This is a genomic window from Cyanobium usitatum str. Tous (assembly GCF_003011885.1).
Taxonomy (GTDB): domain Bacteria; phylum Cyanobacteriota; class Cyanobacteriia; order PCC-6307; family Cyanobiaceae; genus Cyanobium_A; species Cyanobium_A usitatum.
Genome location: NZ_PXXO01000007.1, coordinates 23642 through 41984, shown reverse-complemented (window position 1 = coordinate 41984; position 18343 = coordinate 23642). Strand labels below are relative to the sequence as shown.

The following is an 18343-nucleotide window of genomic DNA, read 5'->3' as shown; positions in this document are numbered from 1 at the left end:
GGCTCAGCGGTAGTTCTCAAACTGCAAAGGCACTTCCACGTCCTGGGCCTTGAGCAGGTTGATCGCCTGCTGCAGGTCGTCCTTGTTTTTGCCGGTGATCCGCAGGCTTTCGCCCTGGATCGAAACGGTCACCTTCTTGAGCTCGTCGCGCACGGTTTTGCTCAGCTGCTTGGCCAGCTCAGAGCTCAAACCTTTGCGCAGTTTCACCACCTGCTTGACCCGGTTGCCCCCCACGGGCTCGGGGCTCTGGAAGTCAAAAATCTTCAGCGAGAGGTTGCGCTTGGTTGCCTTCTGGCGCAGCACGTCCTCCACGGCCTGAAGGGTCATGTCGCTGGCGGTGGTGATGGTGAGGCTCGCCTCCTCCACCTCGATTTCGGTATTGGAATCCTTGAGGTCGTAGCGGGTGCCCACGTCGCGGCGCACCTGATCGATTGTGTTGACGAGCTCCTGGCGATCGAAATCGCTCACCACATCGAAGGAATAGGTGTCGGCCATGGGGCGCAGTTTGGAGGTCGGATGCGTTCACGGATCGTAGGGGCGGCCTGTCAGCCTGACCAAGCACTGATTGCGCCTGCAGTTCATGACCTCCACCCTCGCCCCTTTCGCCTGGTCGTTGCTGCTGGCAGCTGGCGTGGTGGTGTTCAGCATTGTGCCCCTGGGCGCCGCCCGCTCCCAGGCCAATTTCCAGATGGCCGACCTGGGCGCCCCGCGGGCGATGTTTGAGCGGCTGCCGGCCTGGGGCAAGCGGGCCGCCTGGGCCCACCAAAACTGCTTTGAAGCCTTCACCCTGCACGCGCCCGCTGCCCTGCTGTGCCTGGTGGCGGGTGTCACCAGCCCGGTAGCGATCGCCGCGGCCTGGATCCATCCCCTGCTGCGCCTGGCCTACATCGGCATGTACGTAGGCAACGTGCCACCGCTGCGAGGCCTCTGCTGGGCAGGCGCCCTCACCTGCAGCGGCTTGCTCTACGTAGAAGGCCTAAAAGCGCTGCTGGGCTCCTAAGCAAACAGATTTAGTCGAAGAACATCACGCTCACCACCTTGCCCATGTCCTCCGCGACCCGGCAGCTGGCTAGCAAGGTTTCACTGTCGTGGAAGGCGTAACAAATCAGCTGATCGCAACGACTGATGATGTCTTGGTTGCAGAGGCTGCTTGCCATCGTCAGGGGCAGCTCATCGTGCTCTGGCTTCTCCACCAGATGCAGCACTCGCTCCAATTGATCTCGAGACTCTCCGGGTTGGCGATCAAGGCTCTGGGGCAAAAGCACGGTGAGCCTGGCCGGATCAATCTCCAGCACGCTGCGGATCACCGCCGCATTAACGCCCTGGGATCCAGAGGTAATCAGATTGTGACCCTCCTGGGCCAGGGAGCGGGCCACTAATTCGACCAGATGGATCGAAACCACGGGCACATGGCGACTGCCCAAAATTGCAATCCGACGCTTGCTGCGGTCCTGGAGCATCGCCAGTTCCTGGGCCAAGGTGTCGATACGATCAATCGACGGAAGATCAAGGGACCGCGACACCAATAGCCACCTGTCAGTCCTTTGAAACTAGCAGCGTTATTTCATTAATGCGGGCAACTGCAACCGAGCAAACAGGCGCTCGAAATTGCAATGCTCTTCCACCAGCCTGAAGGCAAAGCTTGCCTTCACCACTTCGTGCAGACGCACATGACCAAAGGCCTGCTCAATCACTTCCACCGTAGTGAGGGTGTCGTGCTCCACCTTGAGCAGGGGCACCTCCAGCTCCTCGGCCCGGTTGAGCAGCTGGGGCAGCGGGTCTCCAGCGCCCGTGAGAATCAGGCACTGGGTTGAGGCCTCCAGGGCTGCCAGCTGAATATCGGTGCGATCAGCGCCAGTCACCACAGCCATGTTGCGGCGGCGCCGGAAAAACTCCATTGCCGAGTTGACGTTCATGGCGCCAATCGAGAGGGTTTCCACCAGGAGATCGAGCCTTTCCGGGCAACACAGCACCTGGGCACCTAGCCGCAGGGCCAGCTCCTCCACCGTGACACTGCGCAGCAGCGGGCTCTGGGGCATGACGCCAAGCACCGGCAAACCAAGGCGCTCCAGGGCAGGTACCACTTCGGCGCACAGCTGGGCCACAAGCCCCGGCTTGACTGCATTGAGCACCACCCCCGCCAGATGCTCACCCAACTCGGCCTGAGCCGCCAGGAGCGGGTCGATGCTGCAGCTATCGATCCAGGGATGCACCAGCAACACCGATGCCTCCAAGCCCCGGGCGAGCTGGGCCAGGCTGAGGCCGTAAAGCAAGCCCTCATGCAGGCTGCCGGCAGCTTCCAGCAGGGTGAGCCCGTCCCTGGCGGCGGCCAGCTGCTGACGCAGCTGCTCAAAACCCGAGCCGGGATCCAAGTCACCCTGCAGCAGCCGCCGCTCTGCCGTGGCCGGATCGAGCACATGCAGGGAGGGAATCAGGTTCGCTTCCGGAAGCCCCAGGGTGGCGCCGATGAAAAGCACATCGGCATCCAGCAGAGGCGCCTGGCTGGCAGCATCCACCGGGCTATCGAGGCTGGTGGCTAGGGGCTTGCCAAAACGCACCGGTACCCCTTGACGAGCCAGCTGGCGGGCCATGCCAAGCACCACCGCCGATTTGCCACTGAAGGATTCGCAGGAGCCGATCAGCAAGGTGGGGGCCATCGGTCAACCTCGCTTGGGGGTGTCTTGAAGCGAAATTTAGGCGGCGCTGCCCACTGCTTCGGTAGCAAGGGGCTGCTGACCCAGCAACAGCCACTGCCAGAAACTCGCCGGCAACTGCTCCCCCTCCCGATCCATCAACCACTGCACCAGCTGGTGGCAGGGCAGGTCAAAGCTGTACTTCACCTCTGGAAAGTCAGGAAATGTCAAATCGCAGTGGAGAATTTCCTGGGGTGCCGTTTCACCACTCCAGTTAAGCCGCAGCATGTGGCTACGCCCCCCCTGCAGCAGGCGCTTACCGGCCCAATCGCCCGCCAGCAGGATCGCCAAAGCACTCTCTAAAGGCATCAGCCGCCCCAGCCCACCGCAGTAGGGAGCAAATAGGGGCACTAAGGGGGCAACAGTCTCAGGGAACATGCCAGTGGGCATCAAGGCGGCGAATACGTCAACTATTTCCAGCCATGCTGACGCGTCGGCCGCCGTTTATGCCAGGCAGATGACCAATTTTGATGGATGCCGGATCGCGGTTACCGGTGCGAGCGGCAGCCTGGGTCGGGCCCTGCTCAAGGAGCTAGCCCAGCAGGGCGCCTCGCTGATAGCCCTCACCAGCAGCAGCGAACCCCTGCTCCTGCTCGATCCTGCTGGCACAGCGATTCCCCTAGAGCAGGTCTGCTGGCAATGCGGCCAGGAGCAGGAGCTACGTGGGCTAATGGAGCGGGTAGACATCCTGATACTGAACCACGGCATCAACCAGCAACAGCTCCGCAGCCGCTCTGCCACGGCGCTTGCCCTGGAGGTGAATGCCCTGAGCAGCTGGCGGCTGCTGGAGCTGTTTGCCGAGGTGGTGCAACAAAGCCACCGCCCAGAGCGGCCCAAGCCCGAGGTGTGGATCAACACCTCGGAGGCGGAGATCCAGCCAGCCCTCAGCCCTCTTTATGAATTGAGCAAACGGCTGCTAGGCAGTTTTGTGAGCCTGCGTGCCCTAGATCTCTCTGGTGCCAGCGGGCCCCTGCGCATCCGCAGGCTGGTGCTGGGGCCATTCCGCTCAAGCCTCAACCCAATCGGGGTAATGGGGCCGGGATTCGTGGCCAATCAGGTAATTGCCCAGGCCCGATTAGGGGTCAGCTTGATCATCGTCACCCCAAACCCCCTCACCTATGTGTTGATGCCCCTAAGCACCCTGGCGCGTTGGGGCTACTTCAAGCTGCTGACGCGGCCAAGCCCCGGCCAGCCCTAGAAATCGCGGTCGGTGAGGATTTCGCAACCGTCGCTGGTTACGGCGATGGTGTGCTCCCACTGGGCCGACCAGCTGCCATCAACGGTCACCACGGTCCAGCGATCCTTGAGGGTGCGGCAGGCCTTGCTGCCGGCGTTGAGAATCGGCTCCACCGCCAGGGTCATGCCCGGGCGCAGCTTCATGTTGGGCAGATCTCGGGTGCGGAAGTTGAACACCGAGGGCTCCTCGTGCAGATTGCGGCCCACTCCATGGCCCGTGTAGTCCTCCACCACCGCAAAACCGTGGGCCTCGACGTGGTCTTGGACCGCTCCAGCGATGTCGAGCAAGGTGTTGCCCGCCTTGATCTGGCGCAGCCCTTGCATCAGCGATTCCTGGGCCACCCGGCAGAGGGTCAGGGCCTCCTCGGTGGCGCCTTCACCTACACAAAGGCTGACGCAGCTGTCGCCGTGATAGCCGTCGAAGTAGGCACCGGTGTCGATCTTCACCAAGTCGCCGGCCTGAATGACCCGTTTGCTGTTCGGGATGCCGTGGACTACTTCGTTGTTGATTGAGGCGCAAATGCTGGCCGGGAAACCGTGATACCCCTTGAAACTGGGGGTAGCACCCATCTCGCGGATGCGCTTCTCGGCATGGCGATCGAGGTCGCCGGTGCTCATGCCGGGAGCCGCCAGCTCCAGAATTTCGCGCAGCACCGTGGCCACAATCCGGCTGGCCTTGCGCATGGTGTCGATCTCGCGGGCCGACTTGATCTCAACGCCGCGACGCCCCTTCTGGATGCGTGGACCGGTTTCAACGGTGGGGGAGGCAACCGCCGCGCCCTTGGTGCTGGCCAGTAGGTCGGCAAACAAATTCATGCAATGACCCACCGGCAGCTATCCGGCAGCGATGTAGGGCAGAACTGAAAGCTACCAATGGGACTGGACCGCTGTGGCAAAGCCGGGATAGCAATTGGGGCACCACGAGCCGGTACACTGGATCTTTGGCCAGGCGTAGCGGAGCTGAGATGGCAACGGAGTCGACAGAAAATCAAGCAGCTGATCAGGTGGTAAGTGCCACCGCGAGCACTGCAGCTCCTGCGGCCACCGCGGTGCAAGAAAAACCGGCCGCCACAAAGGCCAAAACCGGCAAACTCAGCGCCCAAGAGCTGATCCGGGCCTTTGAGGCAGAGCAACTTAAAGACGAGCTGCCCGACATTTACGTCGGCGACACCGTCAAGGTGGGTGTGCGCATCCGCGAAGGCAATAAGGAGCGTGTGCAGCCCTATGAGGGCGTGGTGATCGCTAAGCGCCATGGCGGCCTAAACGAGACCATCACGGTGCGCCGGATCTTCCAGGGCATTGGCGTGGAGCGGGTCTTCATGCTTCACAGTCCTCAAGTTGCCTCCGTGAATGTGGAGCGCCGCGGTAAGGTGCGTCGGGCGAAGCTCTTCTACTTGCGCGACCGGGTGGGTAAAGCCACGCGCGTCAAGCAACGCTTCGACCGCTGAGGTTGCCAACGCAACGTCAGCCTGCCGTCTTGGGATTCCTCTAGACAGCTGGCTGATTAGCTGCGGCCTCCTATTTACGGGGCATCGGCCATGCGCCGTTAGTTCAGTTGGTAGAACGCAGGTCTCCAAAACCTGATGCCGGGGGTTCAAGTCCTCCACGGCGCGTTCGATGCCCCAATTTGCAGTTTGCTGGTTTGAGCATGGAGTTGGATTTACAACCCGGGGATGTGGTCAAGGTGCTCGAATCAGCCGCTCTGGGCTGGGTTCGAGCTCGGGTGATCCGGGTGAAATCCGGTGGCAGGGTGGTTGTGCAGAGCGACCAAGGTCGTGAATTCACAGCCCGAGGCAATCAGGTTCGTTTGATTGAGCCAGCAGGGTTTAGGCCCTGAGATTCATGCGGCTTTTATGCCGATCCGCAATGCCGGTCTGCCCTAAACCAATTGGTTGACGAGCGGACCGGCCATCACGGATACTTTCAAAGTCGCCTCCACGACACAGTTAGCCTAAAAAGCTGCCTGGGACTGTAGTTCAACCGGTTAGAGCACCGCCCTGTCACGGCGGAAGTTGCGGGTTCGAATCCCGTCAGTCCCGTTCCATTTCAATTAGGAGTTGTCCCTGTGGATGCTGCGCAGTTCGTAGCAGGGCAACCATCTTCAGATCGCCAAGTGCGTGTTCGCCTCGCCCCGAGCCCAACGGGCACGCTGCACATAGGCACGGCCCGCACAGCAGTCTTCAACTGGCTTTACGCCCGCCGCCTGGGCGGTCAGTTTTTGCTGCGCATTGAAGACACCGATAAAGAGCGCAGCAAGCCCGAATACACCACCAACATCCTCGAAGGGCTGCAGTGGCTGGGGCTGCAATGGGATGGCGAACCCGTGATTCAGAGCGCTCGCATCAGCGAGCACAGGGCCGCCATCGAGCAACTGCTTGCCTCCGGCCACGCCTATCGCTGCTACGCCAGCGAGGCGGAACTCACTGCCATGCGGGAGCAGCAGGCGGCCAGCAAGCAGGCCCCCCGCTACGACAACCGCCACCGCGACCTAACGGCCGAGCAGCAACAGGCCTTCATCGCCGAGGGGCGCCAAGCCACCATCCGCTTCCGCATCGACGACGACGCCACGATCACCTGGAGTGACCTGGTGCGGGGCGAAATGCGCTGGGCCGGCGCCGATCTAGGTGGCGACATGGTGATAGCCCGCCGCGCCGCCGCCGACCAGATCGGCGATCCCCTCTACAACCTGGTGGTGGTGGTGGACGATGCCGCCATGGCGATCAGCCATGTGATCCGCGGCGAAGACCACATCGCCAACACCGCCAAACAACTGCTGCTTTATCAAGCCCTTGGCGCCGAGCCCCCGGTGTTTGCCCACACACCCCTGATCCTCAACCAGGAGGGCAAGAAGCTCTCCAAACGCGATGGCGTCACCTCGGTGAGCGACTTTCGGCAGATGGGCTACACGGCTGAAGCCCTGGCCAACTACATGACCTTGCTGGGCTGGTCGCCGCCGGAGGGGATGGGCGAGCGCTTCAGCCTGGCTGAGGCCGCGGCAGCGTTTTCCTTCGAGCGGGTCAACCGCGCCGGCGCTCGCTTCGACTGGGACAAGCTCAACTGGCTAAACGGCCAGGTGCTGCACGAGCTGGGCCCCGAGGCCCTGCGGCAGCAGCTGCTGCCCCTCTGGGCCGCCGCGGGCTGGCCGGCTGATTCCAGCGGCATCAGCGCAGATCCCGGCTGGCAGCTACAGCTATGTGAGCTGCTCGGCCCCTCCCTCACCCTGCTGGCCGACGGTGTCGACCAGGCCCGGCCGTTCTTTGCAACCCCGGCCCTCAACGAAGCGGCCAGCGCCCAGCTCGAACTCGAGGGTGCCCGCCCAGCCCTGGCAGCCCTGCTGGAGCAGTTGCCGCCGGGTGCCCTGGAGCCCGATCAGGCCCAGGCGCTGCTTGGCGAGGCCGCAACCGCCGCTGGCGTCAAGAAGGGCGTGATCATGAAGAGCCTGCGGGCAGCGCTGCTCGGCAGCCTCCAGGGCCCAGACCTACTTGCCACCTGGCTGCTGCTGCACCGATGCGGCGACGACCGCCCCCGCATCGCCCGCTGCCTCTGAGAGGCCAAGCCAGCGGGCCAGGGGGCCGGCGCTTAGGCCCTGCAGCCCCACGGTGAGCAGGATCGTCAAAAACACCAACCCCTGCAGACGGCCGGCCCCCACCACTCCCGCCTGCTCAAGCCGAATCGCAAACAGACTTGCCACCGCCGCGGTAACGATGCCGCGGGGTGCCAGCCAGCTCATCAGGGCCCGCTGGGGCAGGGTGAAATCGAGGCCCCAGGTGGCCAGGCCGATGGCCACGGGGCGCACCAGCAGCATCAAACTCAGCACACAGGCCACCCCTCCCCAGCCCAAGGGGCTGAGTTCGGCCCAGCTCACATCTGCGGCCAGCAGGGGAAAAAGCATCGTGATCGCCAGCTGGGCCAACTGACGAATCAACTCATCGAGCTCAGCGGCATCGATATCGGGCCGGCGACCCACCACCACACCAGCAGCCACGGCCGCTGGCAGCCCCGATTCGGGCAGCAGCAACTCACAGCCACTAAACATCAGAAACAAAGTGCCCAAGGTGAGCTGGAGCCGCAGGGCCCCGGCCTGCTGGGCGGGGATGCGGCGCAGGGCTTCGGCCAGCAGCCAGCCGCAGAGCGCGCCGATCGCCACACCGCCGCCAAGCCGTTGCAGCAGCCCCAGGGCCAGCTCCCGCCAGCCATGGAGGTCGCCAAGGGCCAGCTCCAAAAGCAGTAGCGCCAGCACGGCACCAATCGGCTCCAGGATCAGGCCCTCCCCCTCCAACACATCGCCCAGGGGCGGCGCCAGGCGGATCTGCCGCACCAGCGGGGTTACCACGGTGGGGCCAGTGGCCAGCACGATGGCGCTGAACACCGCCGCCAGGGACCAGTTCAGCCCCGCCAACCAGTGGGCGGCCAGCAGGCCAGCGGCGAGGCCGAGCACCAGGCGCACCAGCACGATGCGCAGCACCGCCTGCTTGGTGGCATCACCGGGCAGGCGCAGGTTAATGCCACCGTCAAACAGCACCAGACTCACCAGCAGGCCCACCACCGTGCCCAGACCCGCACCCAGGTCGAGGGGTTCTACAAGGCCAAAGCCGGAGCGGCCGATCACCAGACCGGCGCTGAGCAGCAGCACCACCCCAGGCAAGCCGGTGAGCCAGGCCAGGGCCTGAGCTGTGGCCCCGGCAAAAACCGTGACCCCCCAGAGCAGACCCAGCCGCTCAGGCGTCATTCATCGAGGGCGTTGAACTTGGGCTCCACATGGATGCCAATCACGCCGTTGGGTCGCACCACCAGATACTCGTCCTCCATATCGCCGATCGGCACATTCACGAAGGCGTCTGGGGCGGAGGCGGTGAGAACCCCGCCATACCACTGCTGAAACGCCTCCAGGGTGGAGAAATGGACGGTTTCGGTCTGGCCGCCGCTCATATGCAGATGCACGGCGTAGCGGCGAGGGATACGGGACATGGGGGCGCGCCAGGCAGCGAAACGGAAGTGCCCACAGGATGCCCCAGGGTCTGTTGGTTGTGCCAGGTGAGTGGCTGCAGCGCAACATCGCTGGCCACATAGAGGGGATGGCGGGGCTGGCCGGCGGCGGTGAGGCCAAGGGCCCAGAGACCACGCCCCTGCAACAACGCCAGCCCCCCCTGATCGCGCCCCCGCCAGGCACCCTGGTTGCCCCAGCCCAGCCAGAGGGTGGCCTCAGGCTGGGCTGCCAGGCGCCGCTGGATCCAGGAATCAGCCTCTGCCCCCAACGGATCAGCTACGCGGCGCAACACCGCCGGCGATGGGCTGATGCGCGCAAACAGGTTGAGCACCTCGAGGCTGCCGTAGCCCCAGCGCTGGGCAAACCCCACCAACCGCCGCAGGGTGGGATCGTCGCGCTGGCCAGCGGCCCGCGACGGATTGAGGCCGATGAAGAGCAGCCTTGGCGCCGCCGGCTGCCACAGCCGCTCCAGCCACCAGCGGTACTGGCCGCAGGGGCTGAAGGCGGCGGTGCCGCTGACGATGGCCTCCTGCACCATCGACTTAACATGAATCAATGCCTAGCTTGGCCGCTATTCGCGAACAGCGCCTAAGTGCCCGCCTAACGGTGTTGCGCGCAGGCGCCGCAGTTGTTGCTGCCAACCATCCAGGCAGCGAAGTGTGGCTGTTCGGCTCGCTGGCGCGCGGTGACTGGGACGCCTATTCCGACGTAGACCTGCTGGCCATCGCCCCCACCCAGGTGGCCGCAGATGCCTTGGCCGATGCGCTGCTGGACGCCCGCCTAGGTGACGACGTGCTGGCCCTAAGCCAGGAGCGCTGGCAGCAGCTGAAAGGGGGCGACGATCCCTACTGGCGGGCCATGGGCCGCGACGCCCTGCGCCTGGATCAGCCATGACTCCCCGGGTTGAGGCCTGGATTCGCCAGGCCCAAAACGATCTGGAGGCAGCGCGCTTAACGGCCGGCCAGGGGTTCCATGCCCAGGCCTGCTACCTGGCGGGTCAGGCCGCCGAAAAGGCGCTCAAGGCCCTGCTGCTAGCAGCCGGGATCACCCCGCCCTACAGCCACTCCCTCGAGAAACTGGTGGAACTGCTGCAACAGCAGGGCCTAGATCTGCCTGCCCTGGCTGAGCTGCATCTCAAGGCGCTCACGCGCATGAACAGCGCCAGCCGCTACCCCCAAGGAGATGAGGCCCCGGCTGATCTCTTCGATGCCAATGACAGCACCGCCGCCCTGGGCACTGCGGAGGCCGTGGTGCGGATCTCGGCAGCTCAATTGCAAGCCTGAGCTCTGGCAGGCTGACCCGACCCATCACCCCTGGCAGCACCGTGGCCCCTGGCACCAAGCCCCTGCTGCTGCTGATCGACGGCCACTCCCTGGCCTTCCGCAGCTTTTACGCCTTCGCTAAGGGGGGCGACGGGGGGCTGAGCACCAAGGCGGGGGTGCCCACCAGCGTCACCTACGGCTTCTTAAAGGCCCTGCTCGACAACTGCAAGGGCCTCAAGCCCAATGGTCTGGTGGTGGCCTTCGACACGGCCGAGCCCACCTTCCGCCACGAGGCCGATGCGGCCTATAAGGCACACCGGGATGTGGCGCCGGAGCACTTCTTCGCCGATCTGGCCAACCTGCAGCAGATCCTGGCCGAGAGCCTCGACATTCCGCTGGCGATGGCACCGGGCTTCGAGGCCGACGACGTGCTGGGCACCCTGGCCAACCGGGCCGCCAACGCCGGCTGGCGGGTGCGGATCCTCTCGGGCGACCGCGACCTGTTCCAGTTGGTCGACGACGAGCGCGACATCGCCGTGCTCTACATGGGTGGCGGCCCCTACGCCAAAAACAGCGGCCCCAGCGAGATCCGCCGGGAGGGCGTGATCGCCAAGCTCGGCGTCACCCCCGAAGAGGTGGTCGACCTCAAGGCCCTCACCGGCGACAGCTCCGACAACATCCCGGGGGTGAAGGGCGTGGGCCCCAAGACCGCCATCAGCCTCCTCAAAGAGTTTGAACATGTGGACGGCATCTACGCGGCGCTGGAGGCCCTGGAGCAGGCGGGCCCCAAGGCCAAGGACCCCAAGGGAGTACTGAAGGGCGCCCTGATCGACAAGCTGCGCGTCGACAAAGACAACGCCTACCGCTCGCGCATGCTGGCCGAGATCCTGATCGACATCCCCCTGCCGAGCGAGCCCCGGCTGGAGCTGGGGGCCGTGCAGGCCGAAGCCCTGGCCAGCAGCCTGGAGGAGCTGGAGCTGTACAGCCTGGTGAAACAGGTGCCCAACTTCGCCCAGCTGTTCTCGGCCGTGCCGCCGCAGTCCAGCGAGGGATCCAGCCCAGCCAGCGGCACGCCCAGCCCAGCCACCGCCCAAACCGCCACTAGCGGCAGCCCAGAGGCGACACCCCCTGAAGAAGCCCCAGCCCTGCCGGCCCTCCAGCCCCAGCTGATCACCAGCCCCGAGGCCCTTGCTGCCCTGGTGCAGCGCCTCAACGGCTGCACAGATCCGGGCCGCCCCGTGGCCCTAGACACCGAAACCACCAGCCTCAACCCCTTCCAGGCTGAGTTGGTGGGGGTGGGCGTGGCCTGGGGAGATGGCCCGGGGGAACTGGCCTACATCCCGATCGGCCACCATCTTCCCGAGCAGCACCCCGCGCAGCAGAGCCAAGCCAGCGGGGACATCCAGGAGCTGCTGAAGATCCCTTCTGGAACCTCAACAGAAAGCGCTCCGGGAGGTTGTACAGATGTACAACCTCCTCAACAGATTCAGCAACTGCCACTAGCTGCGGTGCTCACCGCCCTGGCCCCCTGGCTGGCCAGCGCTTCCCACCCCAAGGCCCTGCAGAACGCCAAATACGACCGGCTGATCCTGCTGCGCCACGGCCTGCCCCTGGAGGGGGTGGTGATGGACACGATGCTGGCCGATTACCTGCGCGATGCCGGCGACAAGCACGGCCTCGACGCCATGGCCGAGCGCAATTTCGGCTTCAGCCCCACCAGCTACAGCGAGCTGGTGCCGAAGGGCGCCAATTTCGCCGCCGTGGCGATCGACGCAGCCGCCCTCTACTGCGGCATGGATGTGCACCTCACCTGGCGCCTGGCCCAGCTGCTGCGCCGCGAGCTCACCGCCATGGGCGCTGCCCTACCCGAGCTGCTCGACCAGCTGGAGCTGCCCCTCGAGCCAGTGCTGGCCCTGATGGAGGCCACCGGCATCCGCATCGACACCGCCTACCTAGGTGAGCTCAGCGCCGAGCTCAAAATCACCCTGGATCGCCTCGAGGGCGAGGCCAAGGCCGCCGCCGGGGTCGATTTCAACCTGGCCTCCCCTAAGCAGCTGGGCGAGCTGTTGTTCGACACCCTTGGGCTGGATCGCAAAAAATCCCGCAAAACCAAAACCGGCTGGAGCACCGATGCCACCGTGCTCGAAAAGCTCGAAACCGACCATCCGGTGGTGCCCCTGGTGCTGGAGCACCGCACCCTCAGCAAGCTCAAGAGCACCTACGTGGATGCCCTGCCGGCCCTGATGGAGCCGGAAACCGGCCGGGTGCACACCGATTTCAACCAGGCCGTCACCGCCACCGGGCGCCTGAGCAGCAGCAACCCCAACCTGCAGAACATCCCGATCCGCACCGAGTTTTCGCGGCGAATCCGCAAGGCCTTCCTGCCGGAAGCGGGCTGGAGCCTAATCAGCGCCGACTACTCCCAGATCGAGCTGCGCATCCTGGCCCACCTCAGCGGCGAGGAGGTGCTGGTGGAGGCCTACCGCACCGGCGACGACGTGCACGCCCTCACCGCCCGGCTGCTGCTGGAGAAGGACACGGTGACGCCGGATGAACGCCGCCTGGGCAAGACGATCAACTTCGGCGTGATCTACGGCATGGGCGCCCAGCGCTTCGCCCGGGAAACGGGCGTGAGCCAGGCCGACGCCAAAGAGTTTCTGGGTAAATACAAGCAGCGCTACCCGAAGGTGTTCGCCTTCCTGGAATTGCAGGAGCGGCTGGCCCTGAGCCGGGGCTACGTGGAAACGATCCTGGGCCGCCGCCGCCCCTTCCACTTCGACCCCAATGGCCTGGGCCGGCTGCTGGGCAAGGATCCCCTCGAGATCGACCTAGAGGTAGCCCGCCGCGGCGGCATGGAGGCCCAACAGCTGCGGGCCGCTGCCAACGCACCGATCCAGGGATCCAGCGCCGACATCATCAAGCTGGCCATGGTGCAGCTGCACCGGGAGCTGCAGGCGGCCCAGGTTCCGGCAAGGCTTTTGCTGCAGGTGCACGACGAACTGGTGCTGGAAGCGGCTCCCGAAGCGCTGGATCAGGTGCTAACCCTGACGCGTGAAACCATGGAACGGGCCGTGGCCCTCACCGTGCCCCTGGTGGTGGAAACGGGCGTGGGGCCCAACTGGATGGACGCGAAATAGGGCGCGACATCACCACCGAAGCGAGCGAGGATGGGGTTGCTGGAGGCAACAAGAGGCCGGGAGTGATGGCAGAGGACATCCGCTGGCAACAGCGCTTCAACAATTACCTTCAGGCCCTGGCGCAACTGGAAACCTTCTTCCAGCCGCCGGCCTTGAATGAAAGGGAGCAGCAGGGCCTGATCAAAGCCTTCGAATACACCTTCGAACTGGCTTGGAACACCTTGCGCGACCTACTCCGCAGCCAGGGCGATGCCACGTTGCTGGGCTCGCGCGACACCCTTAGGGAGGCGTTTCGGCTGGGGCTGATCGCCGACGGCGAAGCCTGGATGTTGATGATTCAAGACCGCAACCTCACCAGCCACACCTACAACCGCTCCACAGCTGATGCGATCGGGGACAACATCAGCAGCAGCTACCTTGCCTGTTTTCAGCAGTTGCGTTCGCTGCTGGAGCAGCGCCTGCAAGCGGAATCGCGATGAGTCGACTCCCCCTACCAGTCGAGTCGATGGCCATCCCCGGCATCCCGGAGGCCCGGGTGAAGCAGCTCTTGCAGGTCTTGGCGCGGCATCCGCATGTTGAGGCTGTCTGGCTGTTTGGCTCACGGGCGATGGGCCGGCACCAACAGGGATCCGACATTGATCTCTGCCTGGAGGGCGCCGAGCTCAGTCACAGCGATCGTTTGCAGCTGATGGCAGCGGTAGACGACCTACTGATGCCCTGGCGGGTAGATCTGGTGCTGCGCCATGAGCTGCCCGCCGAGCTGGAGGCCCACCTGCAACGGGTGGGACGCTGCATCTGGATGGAATGAATGGGCTCTCCATGCAAGACAACTACGACCTGTGGCAGGCGCCTTCAGCTCGCCAGCAAGCCCTGCGAGGCATCACGCAAGAGCTCACCCCAGTCGCCTGGGGACAGGCCGCTGCAAGTGGGGCGATGATGGATGCAATGACGTCAATACCACCCCCCCTGGTTACCCGTGAGGCCCTGAGGGCTTTCACACAGCGACTTGTGGAGCATTTAGCTCCACAAAAAGTTATTTTATTTGGCTCTCAGGCTCGCGGTAGGGCTCGTTGGGATTCCGATGCCGACATCCTGGTGGTGATGCCATTTGAGGGCAGTTCCTTCGAGCAGAGGTTAACCATGCTTCAGGTGGGGGCATCGTCATTTCCAGTAGACCTTTTGCTATGCAGACCAGAAGCTGCAGCGCAGCGTTACGACTGGGGAGATCCGTTCATTCGTGAGGCCCTTGATCACGGAGAGGTCCTCCATGGCTAATCACACACCGCTGGTTGAGGCTTGGATCCGTTACGCGGAGGAAGACGGCAAGACAGCCAGATCCTTGCAAGCGCTGGGGGGAATGGGCGAAGCATTTGCTTTCACGTGCAGCAATGCATCGAGAAGCTGTTCAAGGCTGAGCTGATGCGGCTGAAGTTGCCGGTTCCTAAAACCCATAATCTGCGAGAGCTTTCGGATTTGCTGCATCAAGCTGACGACCGCTGGATTGCAGAAACTATGACTCTCAACCGGTTATCTCTGGCCGCCGTTGATTTTCGCTATCCCGATCCCAGTGAACCCGAGCTTGAGATTGACCTGGAATTCATCCTTCAGATTGCATCCGAACTGAGAAAGCTGCTGTTGGATCGGCTTGGGTCGTGCCGCTGACGGGCTTCAGGCCAGCTTACAAAGAACAGCACCTCATCGTCGATGTCTACCAACATCGCCGGCTGCAGCAAATGCCTTCCTTCTCTGCACTGATGATGACTTACGCCGCGTTGCATGGCCGCTGCCCCACGGAGCGCCTGGCGAGCTGGAGGTGGAGGGCTGGCGCGATCGATCTGCGGGCCGCGAGGTGTCGCTGGGGTGAGGGTGCTTCTTGATACCAACGTGCTGTCGGAGCCGCTGCGGGATGAGCCTGATCCTGCTGTGATGGCACAACTAGAGCATGGCACGCATGCGTTGTTCACAGCCAGGGTGGTGCTGCATGAACTCAGCTATGGCATCCATCGCGATGCAGGGTCAGCGGCGCGCTCGATGGGACATAGCCCTGAAGTCCTTGTGGCCACCACAACCCAACCAATCTTCTCCTGAAGCCAGCAGATGCTTGGCTTCAGGAGATCTGCTAAAGGATCTCAGCTACTTGGCTTCTGATCTTTGGAAATAGCTGGTACGCCATCCAGACCTCCTCCAAATCGATTTGATCGTAGGCATGAATAAGTACGTCGCGCATTCCTGCCATGGCACGCCAGGGTATTTATGCGTGCGCGATTCGAATCTCTCTGCTCAATCGCTTGGTGGCTTCTCCGAGTACTTCTAGGCAGCGAATCACCGCATCCTGTAAATAGGTCGTGTCCTCCAGCGTCTGGGCGTCCGGGATCGGGAACTCCAGGGCACGATCTAGAACACCAAGGATGTCCTCCAGCGCCTGGCGATCCCTCTGCTCCATCAGAGGCTGACTGCTTCTGCTTCCACAACCGCCTTGACGCTTGGTTTCAGGTTGCGGCGCCGGATCAGATCGACCCGAGATAACAGAAGCTCCTCGAGCGCAGACTTCAGCTCTGCTCGATCAAACAGGCTTGCTCCATCTGGCAGGTCCACCAGCAGATCAACATCACTCCCAGGATTTGCCTGGTCTCTTGCAACAGACCCGAAGACCGCGACGTTGCTTGCCCCAAAACGGCCTAGGAGCTCATTGATCTGGGGTGCTAGGTGCTGCAACTCGGCGAGACGCATGGGTTGTGCTCCTCCTGTTGTGTTCAGCAGAACCGATCTCAGATTACGCCGAAAGCCCCTACGGCTGAATTCTGCCTGCCACTGCAGACCTTCGGACACCTCGCCTTCATCGAGATCGGGCAGGGCTGGTTCAGGGTGCGAGATGGCTGTTAAGTGACTTATGGGTCAGTGCATTGACGGCTGCTGCTGTCGAACGGGCGCTGCTCACCCCAGCCACTCCTGATCGAGGCCGGCGATCGGCTGAAACTCCGGGTCCTTGTGCAACAGGGTGGCGCCGCACTGGAGAGTCGCCGCCGCAATCCAGGCATCGGCCAAGGAGAGGCGATGGCTGGCTTTGAGTTCAGCTGCGCTCAGCAGCAGGGGCTCGGTGGCCTCCAGCCAGTCGATCGGCAAGGCCTGGAGCTGCTCATAGGCCAGGCGGCCAGCTCGCTCGCCTTCATCTTTCCAGACCCGGTAGAGCACCTCCATACGGGTCATGAAACAGGCCACGCATCGCACAGGCGCTTCCAGCAGCTGGGCGACGCGATCGGCACCGGGCTCGTTATCACGGAGGGTGAGCAGGGCTGAGGTATCGAGGCAGAAACGGGACATCAGGCCTCCAGGGCGGCATCGGCTTGTCGATCGGCTAACAGCCGCCGGGAGGAGCCCCCTTGTTTCCCCTGGCCGCGAAAGGCCTGAATGGGGGAGGCCGCCACTGGGACCACGCGGATTGAACCATCAGCCTCCACCAACCACTCCAGCCGCTGGGAAGGCCCGAGGGCAAAGCGCTCGCGAATCGCGGCGGGGATCACGGTTTGGCCGCGGGAGGTGATTGTGCTTCTCACGTCAGACCATGTGAATTACTCAGCATCTTATCTGGTAATTCAGCGACTCGATCTTTCAGGGCTGACCCTGATGGAGCTCACGCCGGCATGAAGGTGCTTTTACTCGGCAAGGCTTTCGAGGTGAAAGCAATGGCGTCACGGATCTCAGCGAGAACGTCATCACGCGTGGGGCATGTGGCCACACATCCCGCCTGTCCCAGGGCTTTGATCACCTCCCGTATCTTCACGCCAATGGACTGGACTCATCACACAGCCACTGGCTGCTGACAGGGGCATGGCCTGCATCCGTGCAATCACGGAAATCTGCAATGGAGGGCAAGCCATGAAAGTTCTCCTGACCCGCGCAGCGGCCCACAGCTATTCCCCGCTGGATTGCTCGGCGACGCGCCAGGCGCTGAAGGCGGTGAGATGAACTTAAGCGCGATACAGCTCAGCCAGCTCTTGGCTGTTGAGCAGGTTCAGCAGTCGCTGGAGTCTGCGGCGCTTGTGCGTTCAGACGGCAAGTCGGCCTCGATCAAGTCGATTTCTGAGTGCATCCAGTCGAGCAACGCGAGCTCTTTCAGCCGCATCTCTCTGGCGGGATCGCGCCGCCAGTTGAGCATCCGCAAAATCAAGCGTCACTTCGAGAGCGATGAGCCAGACGCCCCATTGCTGCTGGAGCGGGAGCTGACGGTGGAGGAGGTTGACGTGGTCATAGGAAGAAAACAGAGCAATCAGGCCAACGACAGTGCCAACAAAGGCTTCCAGCAGGCATTCATCCTCGCCGGCGCCGGCCAGCTGCTGCTGCAGGGGGGGATGAGCCTGGCGCAAGAGGGTGCAGCCGTGCTGGCTGAGAGGACGCAGCAGCTTCGTCGAGGTTCATCTCCAGGGCTTCCTGCAGCACCGCCTTCAGAGAAACCACCAGCCCTTCACGCGTTCGTTCCTGGGCATTCACGCCTGGCACCTCTTCCACCCAGCCGATCCACCAGTCGCCGTCCAGCTTCACAACAGCGGTGTAAGTGCTCACGCCCGCAGCCTCGATTGGATCAAAAGCTTCCAACACACCTCAATCAGCGTATGACAAGACGGATTTCGTCGGTACTTCAGTACTTGCCACTTGGAAGGTGTTCGCGTGATGCCACGCGAAATCAATGCGGCCCGTTGCGCAACACGCTAAACTGCATGCTGGCAGCGTGGATCGGGTGATCCAGGATTTCCGGCACAAGGGGCTGCGCCAGTTTTTCGAAACCGGCAGCACCGCAGGGATTCAGGCACCTCTGGCCCGCAAGCTGCGGCTGCAGCTTGCGGCACTCCACTCTGCAACCCAGATCGAAGACATGGATCTGCCGGGTTATCGCCTCCATCTGCTCAAGGGGGCAGAGAAGGGGCGGTGGTCGATCTGGGTGAACGGCAACTGGCGGCTCACGTTTGCCTTCCGCGATGGCCACGTGTTCGATTTGGATTTTGAGGATTACCACTGATGGCGCTTAATCAA

General features: G+C 63.4%; 27 protein-coding genes and 2 tRNA genes. 17 read left to right on the top strand and 12 right to left on the bottom strand.

Annotated features, from left to right (window positions below; all coding sequences use genetic code 11):
* Positions 1-3: 3 nt before the first annotated feature.
* Complete coding sequence (locus tag C7K55_RS07370; RefSeq protein ID WP_106502775.1) at positions 4-495, bottom strand: YajQ family cyclic di-GMP-binding protein; 492 nt, start codon at positions 493-495, stop codon at positions 4-6.
* 85 nt (positions 496-580) lie between these two features.
* Between C7K55_RS07370 and C7K55_RS07365 the strand changes: the two genes are divergently transcribed.
* Entirely contained in the window at positions 581-1000 is a 420-nt protein-coding gene (locus C7K55_RS07365) for an MAPEG family protein (RefSeq protein ID WP_106502889.1), read from the top strand.
* Between the two features lie 10 nt (positions 1001-1010).
* On the opposite strand, the gene C7K55_RS07360 is transcribed toward C7K55_RS07365, so the two are convergent.
* Genes C7K55_RS07360 through ebsA form a run of 3 tightly spaced genes read right to left on the bottom strand, consistent with a single transcriptional unit; the run spans position 1011 to position 3083 of the window.
* A complete protein-coding gene (locus C7K55_RS07360; RefSeq protein WP_106502888.1) occupies positions 1011-1523 on the bottom strand; it encodes an LOG family protein in 513 nt (170 codons plus the stop codon).
* 36 nt (positions 1524-1559) lie between these two features.
* Entirely contained in the window at positions 1560-2657 is a 1098-nt protein-coding gene (locus C7K55_RS07355; protein ID WP_106502774.1) for a phosphotransacetylase family protein, read from the bottom strand.
* A gap of 36 nt (positions 2658-2693) precedes the next feature.
* Positions 2694-3083 (bottom strand): type IV pilus biogenesis protein EbsA, encoded by a 390-nt coding sequence (gene ebsA / locus C7K55_RS07350; RefSeq protein WP_241518240.1) that lies wholly within the window; start codon positions 3081-3083, stop codon positions 2694-2696.
* Between the two features lie 67 nt (positions 3084-3150).
* Here ebsA and C7K55_RS07345 point away from each other — a divergent pair, with 67 nt between their 5' ends.
* Complete coding sequence (locus tag C7K55_RS07345) at positions 3151-3891, top strand: NAD-dependent epimerase/dehydratase family protein (RefSeq protein WP_106502773.1); 741 nt, start codon at positions 3151-3153, stop codon at positions 3889-3891.
* Here the strand turns inward: C7K55_RS07345 and map are convergent.
* Positions 3888-4745, bottom strand: a complete 858-nt coding sequence (gene map, locus C7K55_RS07340; protein ID WP_106502772.1) for a type I methionyl aminopeptidase — start codon at positions 4743-4745, stop codon at positions 3888-3890. The two genes, C7K55_RS07345 and map, sit on opposite strands and share 4 nt — an antisense overlap.
* Positions 4746-4894: 149 nt before the next feature.
* Between map and rplS the strand changes: the two genes are divergently transcribed.
* From rplS to gltX, 5 genes are all read left to right on the top strand, one after another.
* Entirely contained in the window at positions 4895-5377 is a 483-nt protein-coding gene (gene rplS, locus C7K55_RS07335) for a 50S ribosomal protein L19 (RefSeq protein ID WP_106502771.1), read from the top strand.
* 92 nt (positions 5378-5469) lie between these two features.
* Positions 5470-5542 (top strand) — tRNA-Trp (locus C7K55_RS07330).
* Between the two features lie 35 nt (positions 5543-5577).
* Positions 5578-5766 (top strand): SH3 domain-containing protein, encoded by a 189-nt coding sequence (locus C7K55_RS07325; protein WP_006043540.1) that lies wholly within the window; start codon positions 5578-5580, stop codon positions 5764-5766.
* Positions 5767-5894: 128 nt separating this feature from the next.
* Positions 5895-5968 (top strand) — tRNA-Asp (locus C7K55_RS07320).
* Positions 5969-6042: 74 nt separating this feature from the next.
* Positions 6043-7476 carry a glutamate--tRNA ligase gene (gltX, locus tag C7K55_RS07315; protein WP_106502770.1) on the top strand — a complete coding sequence of 478 codons (1434 nt, stop codon included), beginning with the start codon at positions 6043-6045 and terminating at the stop codon, positions 7474-7476.
* Here the strand turns inward: gltX and C7K55_RS07310 are convergent.
* Genes C7K55_RS07310 through C7K55_RS07300 form a run of 3 tightly spaced genes read right to left on the bottom strand, consistent with a single transcriptional unit; the run spans position 7408 to position 9454 of the window.
* Entirely contained in the window at positions 7408-8658 is a 1251-nt protein-coding gene (locus C7K55_RS07310; protein ID WP_106502769.1) for a cation:proton antiporter domain-containing protein, read from the bottom strand. The genes gltX and C7K55_RS07310 overlap by 69 nt on opposite strands.
* Positions 8655-8897 (bottom strand): hypothetical protein, encoded by a 243-nt coding sequence (locus tag C7K55_RS07305; protein WP_106502768.1) that lies wholly within the window; start codon positions 8895-8897, stop codon positions 8655-8657. Before C7K55_RS07305 ends, C7K55_RS07310 begins: the two co-directional genes overlap by 4 nt.
* Positions 8855-9454 (bottom strand): DUF1643 domain-containing protein, encoded by a 600-nt coding sequence (locus C7K55_RS07300; RefSeq protein WP_106502767.1) that lies wholly within the window; start codon positions 9452-9454, stop codon positions 8855-8857. The genes C7K55_RS07305 and C7K55_RS07300 overlap by 43 nt, the downstream gene beginning before the upstream one ends.
* A 17-nt stretch (positions 9455-9471) precedes the next feature.
* On the opposite strand from C7K55_RS07300, the gene C7K55_RS07295 reads away from it, so the two are divergent.
* From C7K55_RS07295 to C7K55_RS07260, 8 genes are all read left to right on the top strand, one after another.
* Complete coding sequence (locus C7K55_RS07295) at positions 9472-9810, top strand: nucleotidyltransferase domain-containing protein (RefSeq protein WP_106502766.1); 339 nt, start codon at positions 9472-9474, stop codon at positions 9808-9810.
* Positions 9807-10199 (top strand): HEPN domain-containing protein, encoded by a 393-nt coding sequence (locus C7K55_RS07290; protein ID WP_106502765.1) that lies wholly within the window; start codon positions 9807-9809, stop codon positions 10197-10199. Before C7K55_RS07295 ends, C7K55_RS07290 begins: the two co-directional genes overlap by 4 nt.
* A gap of 41 nt (positions 10200-10240) precedes the next feature.
* Positions 10241-13315 (top strand): DNA polymerase I, encoded by a 3075-nt coding sequence (gene polA / locus C7K55_RS07285; RefSeq protein ID WP_106502764.1) that lies wholly within the window; start codon positions 10241-10243, stop codon positions 13313-13315.
* Between the two features lie 65 nt (positions 13316-13380).
* Entirely contained in the window at positions 13381-13794 is a 414-nt protein-coding gene (locus C7K55_RS07280) for a nucleotidyltransferase substrate binding protein (protein ID WP_106502763.1), read from the top strand.
* Positions 13791-14123 (top strand): nucleotidyltransferase domain-containing protein, encoded by a 333-nt coding sequence (locus tag C7K55_RS07275; protein ID WP_106502762.1) that lies wholly within the window; start codon positions 13791-13793, stop codon positions 14121-14123. The genes C7K55_RS07280 and C7K55_RS07275 overlap by 4 nt, the downstream gene beginning before the upstream one ends.
* Positions 14124-14134: 11 nt before the next feature.
* The gene (locus tag C7K55_RS07270) at positions 14135-14590 is read left to right on the top strand and encodes a nucleotidyltransferase domain-containing protein (RefSeq protein ID WP_161956146.1); all 456 of its coding nucleotides are present in this window, start codon (positions 14135-14137) and stop codon (positions 14588-14590) included.
* Positions 14591-14611: 21 nt separating this feature from the next.
* Complete coding sequence (locus C7K55_RS07265) at positions 14612-14977, top strand: HEPN domain-containing protein (RefSeq protein ID WP_106502761.1); 366 nt, start codon at positions 14612-14614, stop codon at positions 14975-14977.
* Between the two features lie 114 nt (positions 14978-15091).
* Complete coding sequence (locus tag C7K55_RS07260) at positions 15092-15403, top strand: PIN domain-containing protein (RefSeq protein ID WP_106502760.1); 312 nt, start codon at positions 15092-15094, stop codon at positions 15401-15403.
* Between the two features lie 31 nt (positions 15404-15434).
* On the opposite strand, the gene C7K55_RS14235 is transcribed toward C7K55_RS07260, so the two are convergent.
* From C7K55_RS14235 to C7K55_RS07235, 4 genes are all read right to left on the bottom strand, one after another.
* Positions 15435-15566, bottom strand: a complete 132-nt coding sequence (locus C7K55_RS14235) for a HepT-like ribonuclease domain-containing protein (RefSeq protein WP_396094830.1) — start codon at positions 15564-15566, stop codon at positions 15435-15437.
* Positions 15567-15757: 191 nt separating this feature from the next.
* Positions 15758-16045, bottom strand: a complete 288-nt coding sequence (locus C7K55_RS07245; RefSeq protein ID WP_106502757.1) for a nucleotidyltransferase family protein — start codon at positions 16043-16045, stop codon at positions 15758-15760.
* A gap of 204 nt (positions 16046-16249) precedes the next feature.
* Positions 16250-16636: a PIN domain-containing protein gene (locus C7K55_RS07240; RefSeq protein WP_106502756.1), complete on the bottom strand. Its 387-nt coding sequence runs from the start codon at positions 16634-16636 to the stop codon at positions 16250-16252.
* Positions 16636-16869 (bottom strand): AbrB/MazE/SpoVT family DNA-binding domain-containing protein, encoded by a 234-nt coding sequence (locus C7K55_RS07235; protein ID WP_106502755.1) that lies wholly within the window; start codon positions 16867-16869, stop codon positions 16636-16638. The genes C7K55_RS07240 and C7K55_RS07235 overlap by 1 nt, the downstream gene beginning before the upstream one ends.
* A gap of 408 nt (positions 16870-17277) precedes the next feature.
* Here C7K55_RS07235 and C7K55_RS13585 point away from each other — a divergent pair, with 408 nt between their 5' ends.
* On the top strand, positions 17278-18054 hold the full coding sequence (locus C7K55_RS13585) for a hypothetical protein (protein ID WP_206603494.1): 777 nt from the start codon (positions 17278-17280) through the stop codon (positions 18052-18054).
* Positions 18042-18329, top strand: a complete 288-nt coding sequence (locus tag C7K55_RS07225; protein ID WP_241518239.1) for a type II toxin-antitoxin system RelE/ParE family toxin — start codon at positions 18042-18044, stop codon at positions 18327-18329. The genes C7K55_RS13585 and C7K55_RS07225 overlap by 13 nt, the downstream gene beginning before the upstream one ends.
* The last annotated feature ends 14 nt before the right edge of the window (positions 18330-18343 follow it).

Bases quoted from the DNA above. Each gene is read 5' to 3' on its own strand.
- rplS (WP_106502771.1), top strand. From the start codon at position 4,895: ATGGCAACGGAGTCGACAGAAAATCAAGCAGCTGATCAGGTGGTAAGT.
- C7K55_RS07305 (WP_106502768.1), bottom strand. From the start codon at position 8,897: ATGTCCCGTATCCCTCGCCGCTACGCCGTGCATCTGCATATGAGCGGC.
- ebsA (WP_241518240.1), bottom strand. From the start codon at position 3,083: ATGCCCACTGGCATGTTCCCTGAGACTGTTGCCCCCTTAGTGCCCCTA.
- map (WP_106502772.1), bottom strand. From the start codon at position 4,745: ATGAATTTGTTTGCCGACCTACTGGCCAGCACCAAGGGCGCGGCGGTT.
- C7K55_RS07345 (WP_106502773.1), top strand. From the start codon at position 3,151: ATGACCAATTTTGATGGATGCCGGATCGCGGTTACCGGTGCGAGCGGC.
- C7K55_RS07310 (WP_106502769.1), bottom strand. From the start codon at position 8,658: ATGACGCCTGAGCGGCTGGGTCTGCTCTGGGGGGTCACGGTTTTTGCC.
- C7K55_RS07325 (WP_006043540.1), top strand. From the start codon at position 5,578: ATGGAGTTGGATTTACAACCCGGGGATGTGGTCAAGGTGCTCGAATCA.
- C7K55_RS07275 (WP_106502762.1), top strand. From the start codon at position 13,791: ATGAGTCGACTCCCCCTACCAGTCGAGTCGATGGCCATCCCCGGCATC.
- C7K55_RS07260 (WP_106502760.1), top strand. From the start codon at position 15,092: ATGGCCGCTGCCCCACGGAGCGCCTGGCGAGCTGGAGGTGGAGGGCTG.
- C7K55_RS07300 (WP_106502767.1), bottom strand. From the start codon at position 9,454: ATGGTGCAGGAGGCCATCGTCAGCGGCACCGCCGCCTTCAGCCCCTGC.
- C7K55_RS07365 (WP_106502889.1), top strand. From the start codon at position 581: ATGACCTCCACCCTCGCCCCTTTCGCCTGGTCGTTGCTGCTGGCAGCT.
- C7K55_RS07290 (WP_106502765.1), top strand. From the start codon at position 9,807: ATGACTCCCCGGGTTGAGGCCTGGATTCGCCAGGCCCAAAACGATCTG.
- C7K55_RS07370 (WP_106502775.1), bottom strand. From the start codon at position 495: ATGGCCGACACCTATTCCTTCGATGTGGTGAGCGATTTCGATCGCCAG.
- C7K55_RS07280 (WP_106502763.1), top strand. From the start codon at position 13,381: ATGGCAGAGGACATCCGCTGGCAACAGCGCTTCAACAATTACCTTCAG.
- C7K55_RS07240 (WP_106502756.1), bottom strand. From the start codon at position 16,636: ATGTCCCGTTTCTGCCTCGATACCTCAGCCCTGCTCACCCTCCGTGAT.
- C7K55_RS07270 (WP_161956146.1), top strand. From the start codon at position 14,135: ATGCAAGACAACTACGACCTGTGGCAGGCGCCTTCAGCTCGCCAGCAA.
- C7K55_RS07295 (WP_106502766.1), top strand. From the start codon at position 9,472: ATGCCTAGCTTGGCCGCTATTCGCGAACAGCGCCTAAGTGCCCGCCTA.
- C7K55_RS07355 (WP_106502774.1), bottom strand. From the start codon at position 2,657: ATGGCCCCCACCTTGCTGATCGGCTCCTGCGAATCCTTCAGTGGCAAA.
- C7K55_RS07245 (WP_106502757.1), bottom strand. From the start codon at position 16,045: ATGCGTCTCGCCGAGTTGCAGCACCTAGCACCCCAGATCAATGAGCTC.
- C7K55_RS13585 (WP_206603494.1), top strand. From the start codon at position 17,278: ATGAACTTAAGCGCGATACAGCTCAGCCAGCTCTTGGCTGTTGAGCAG.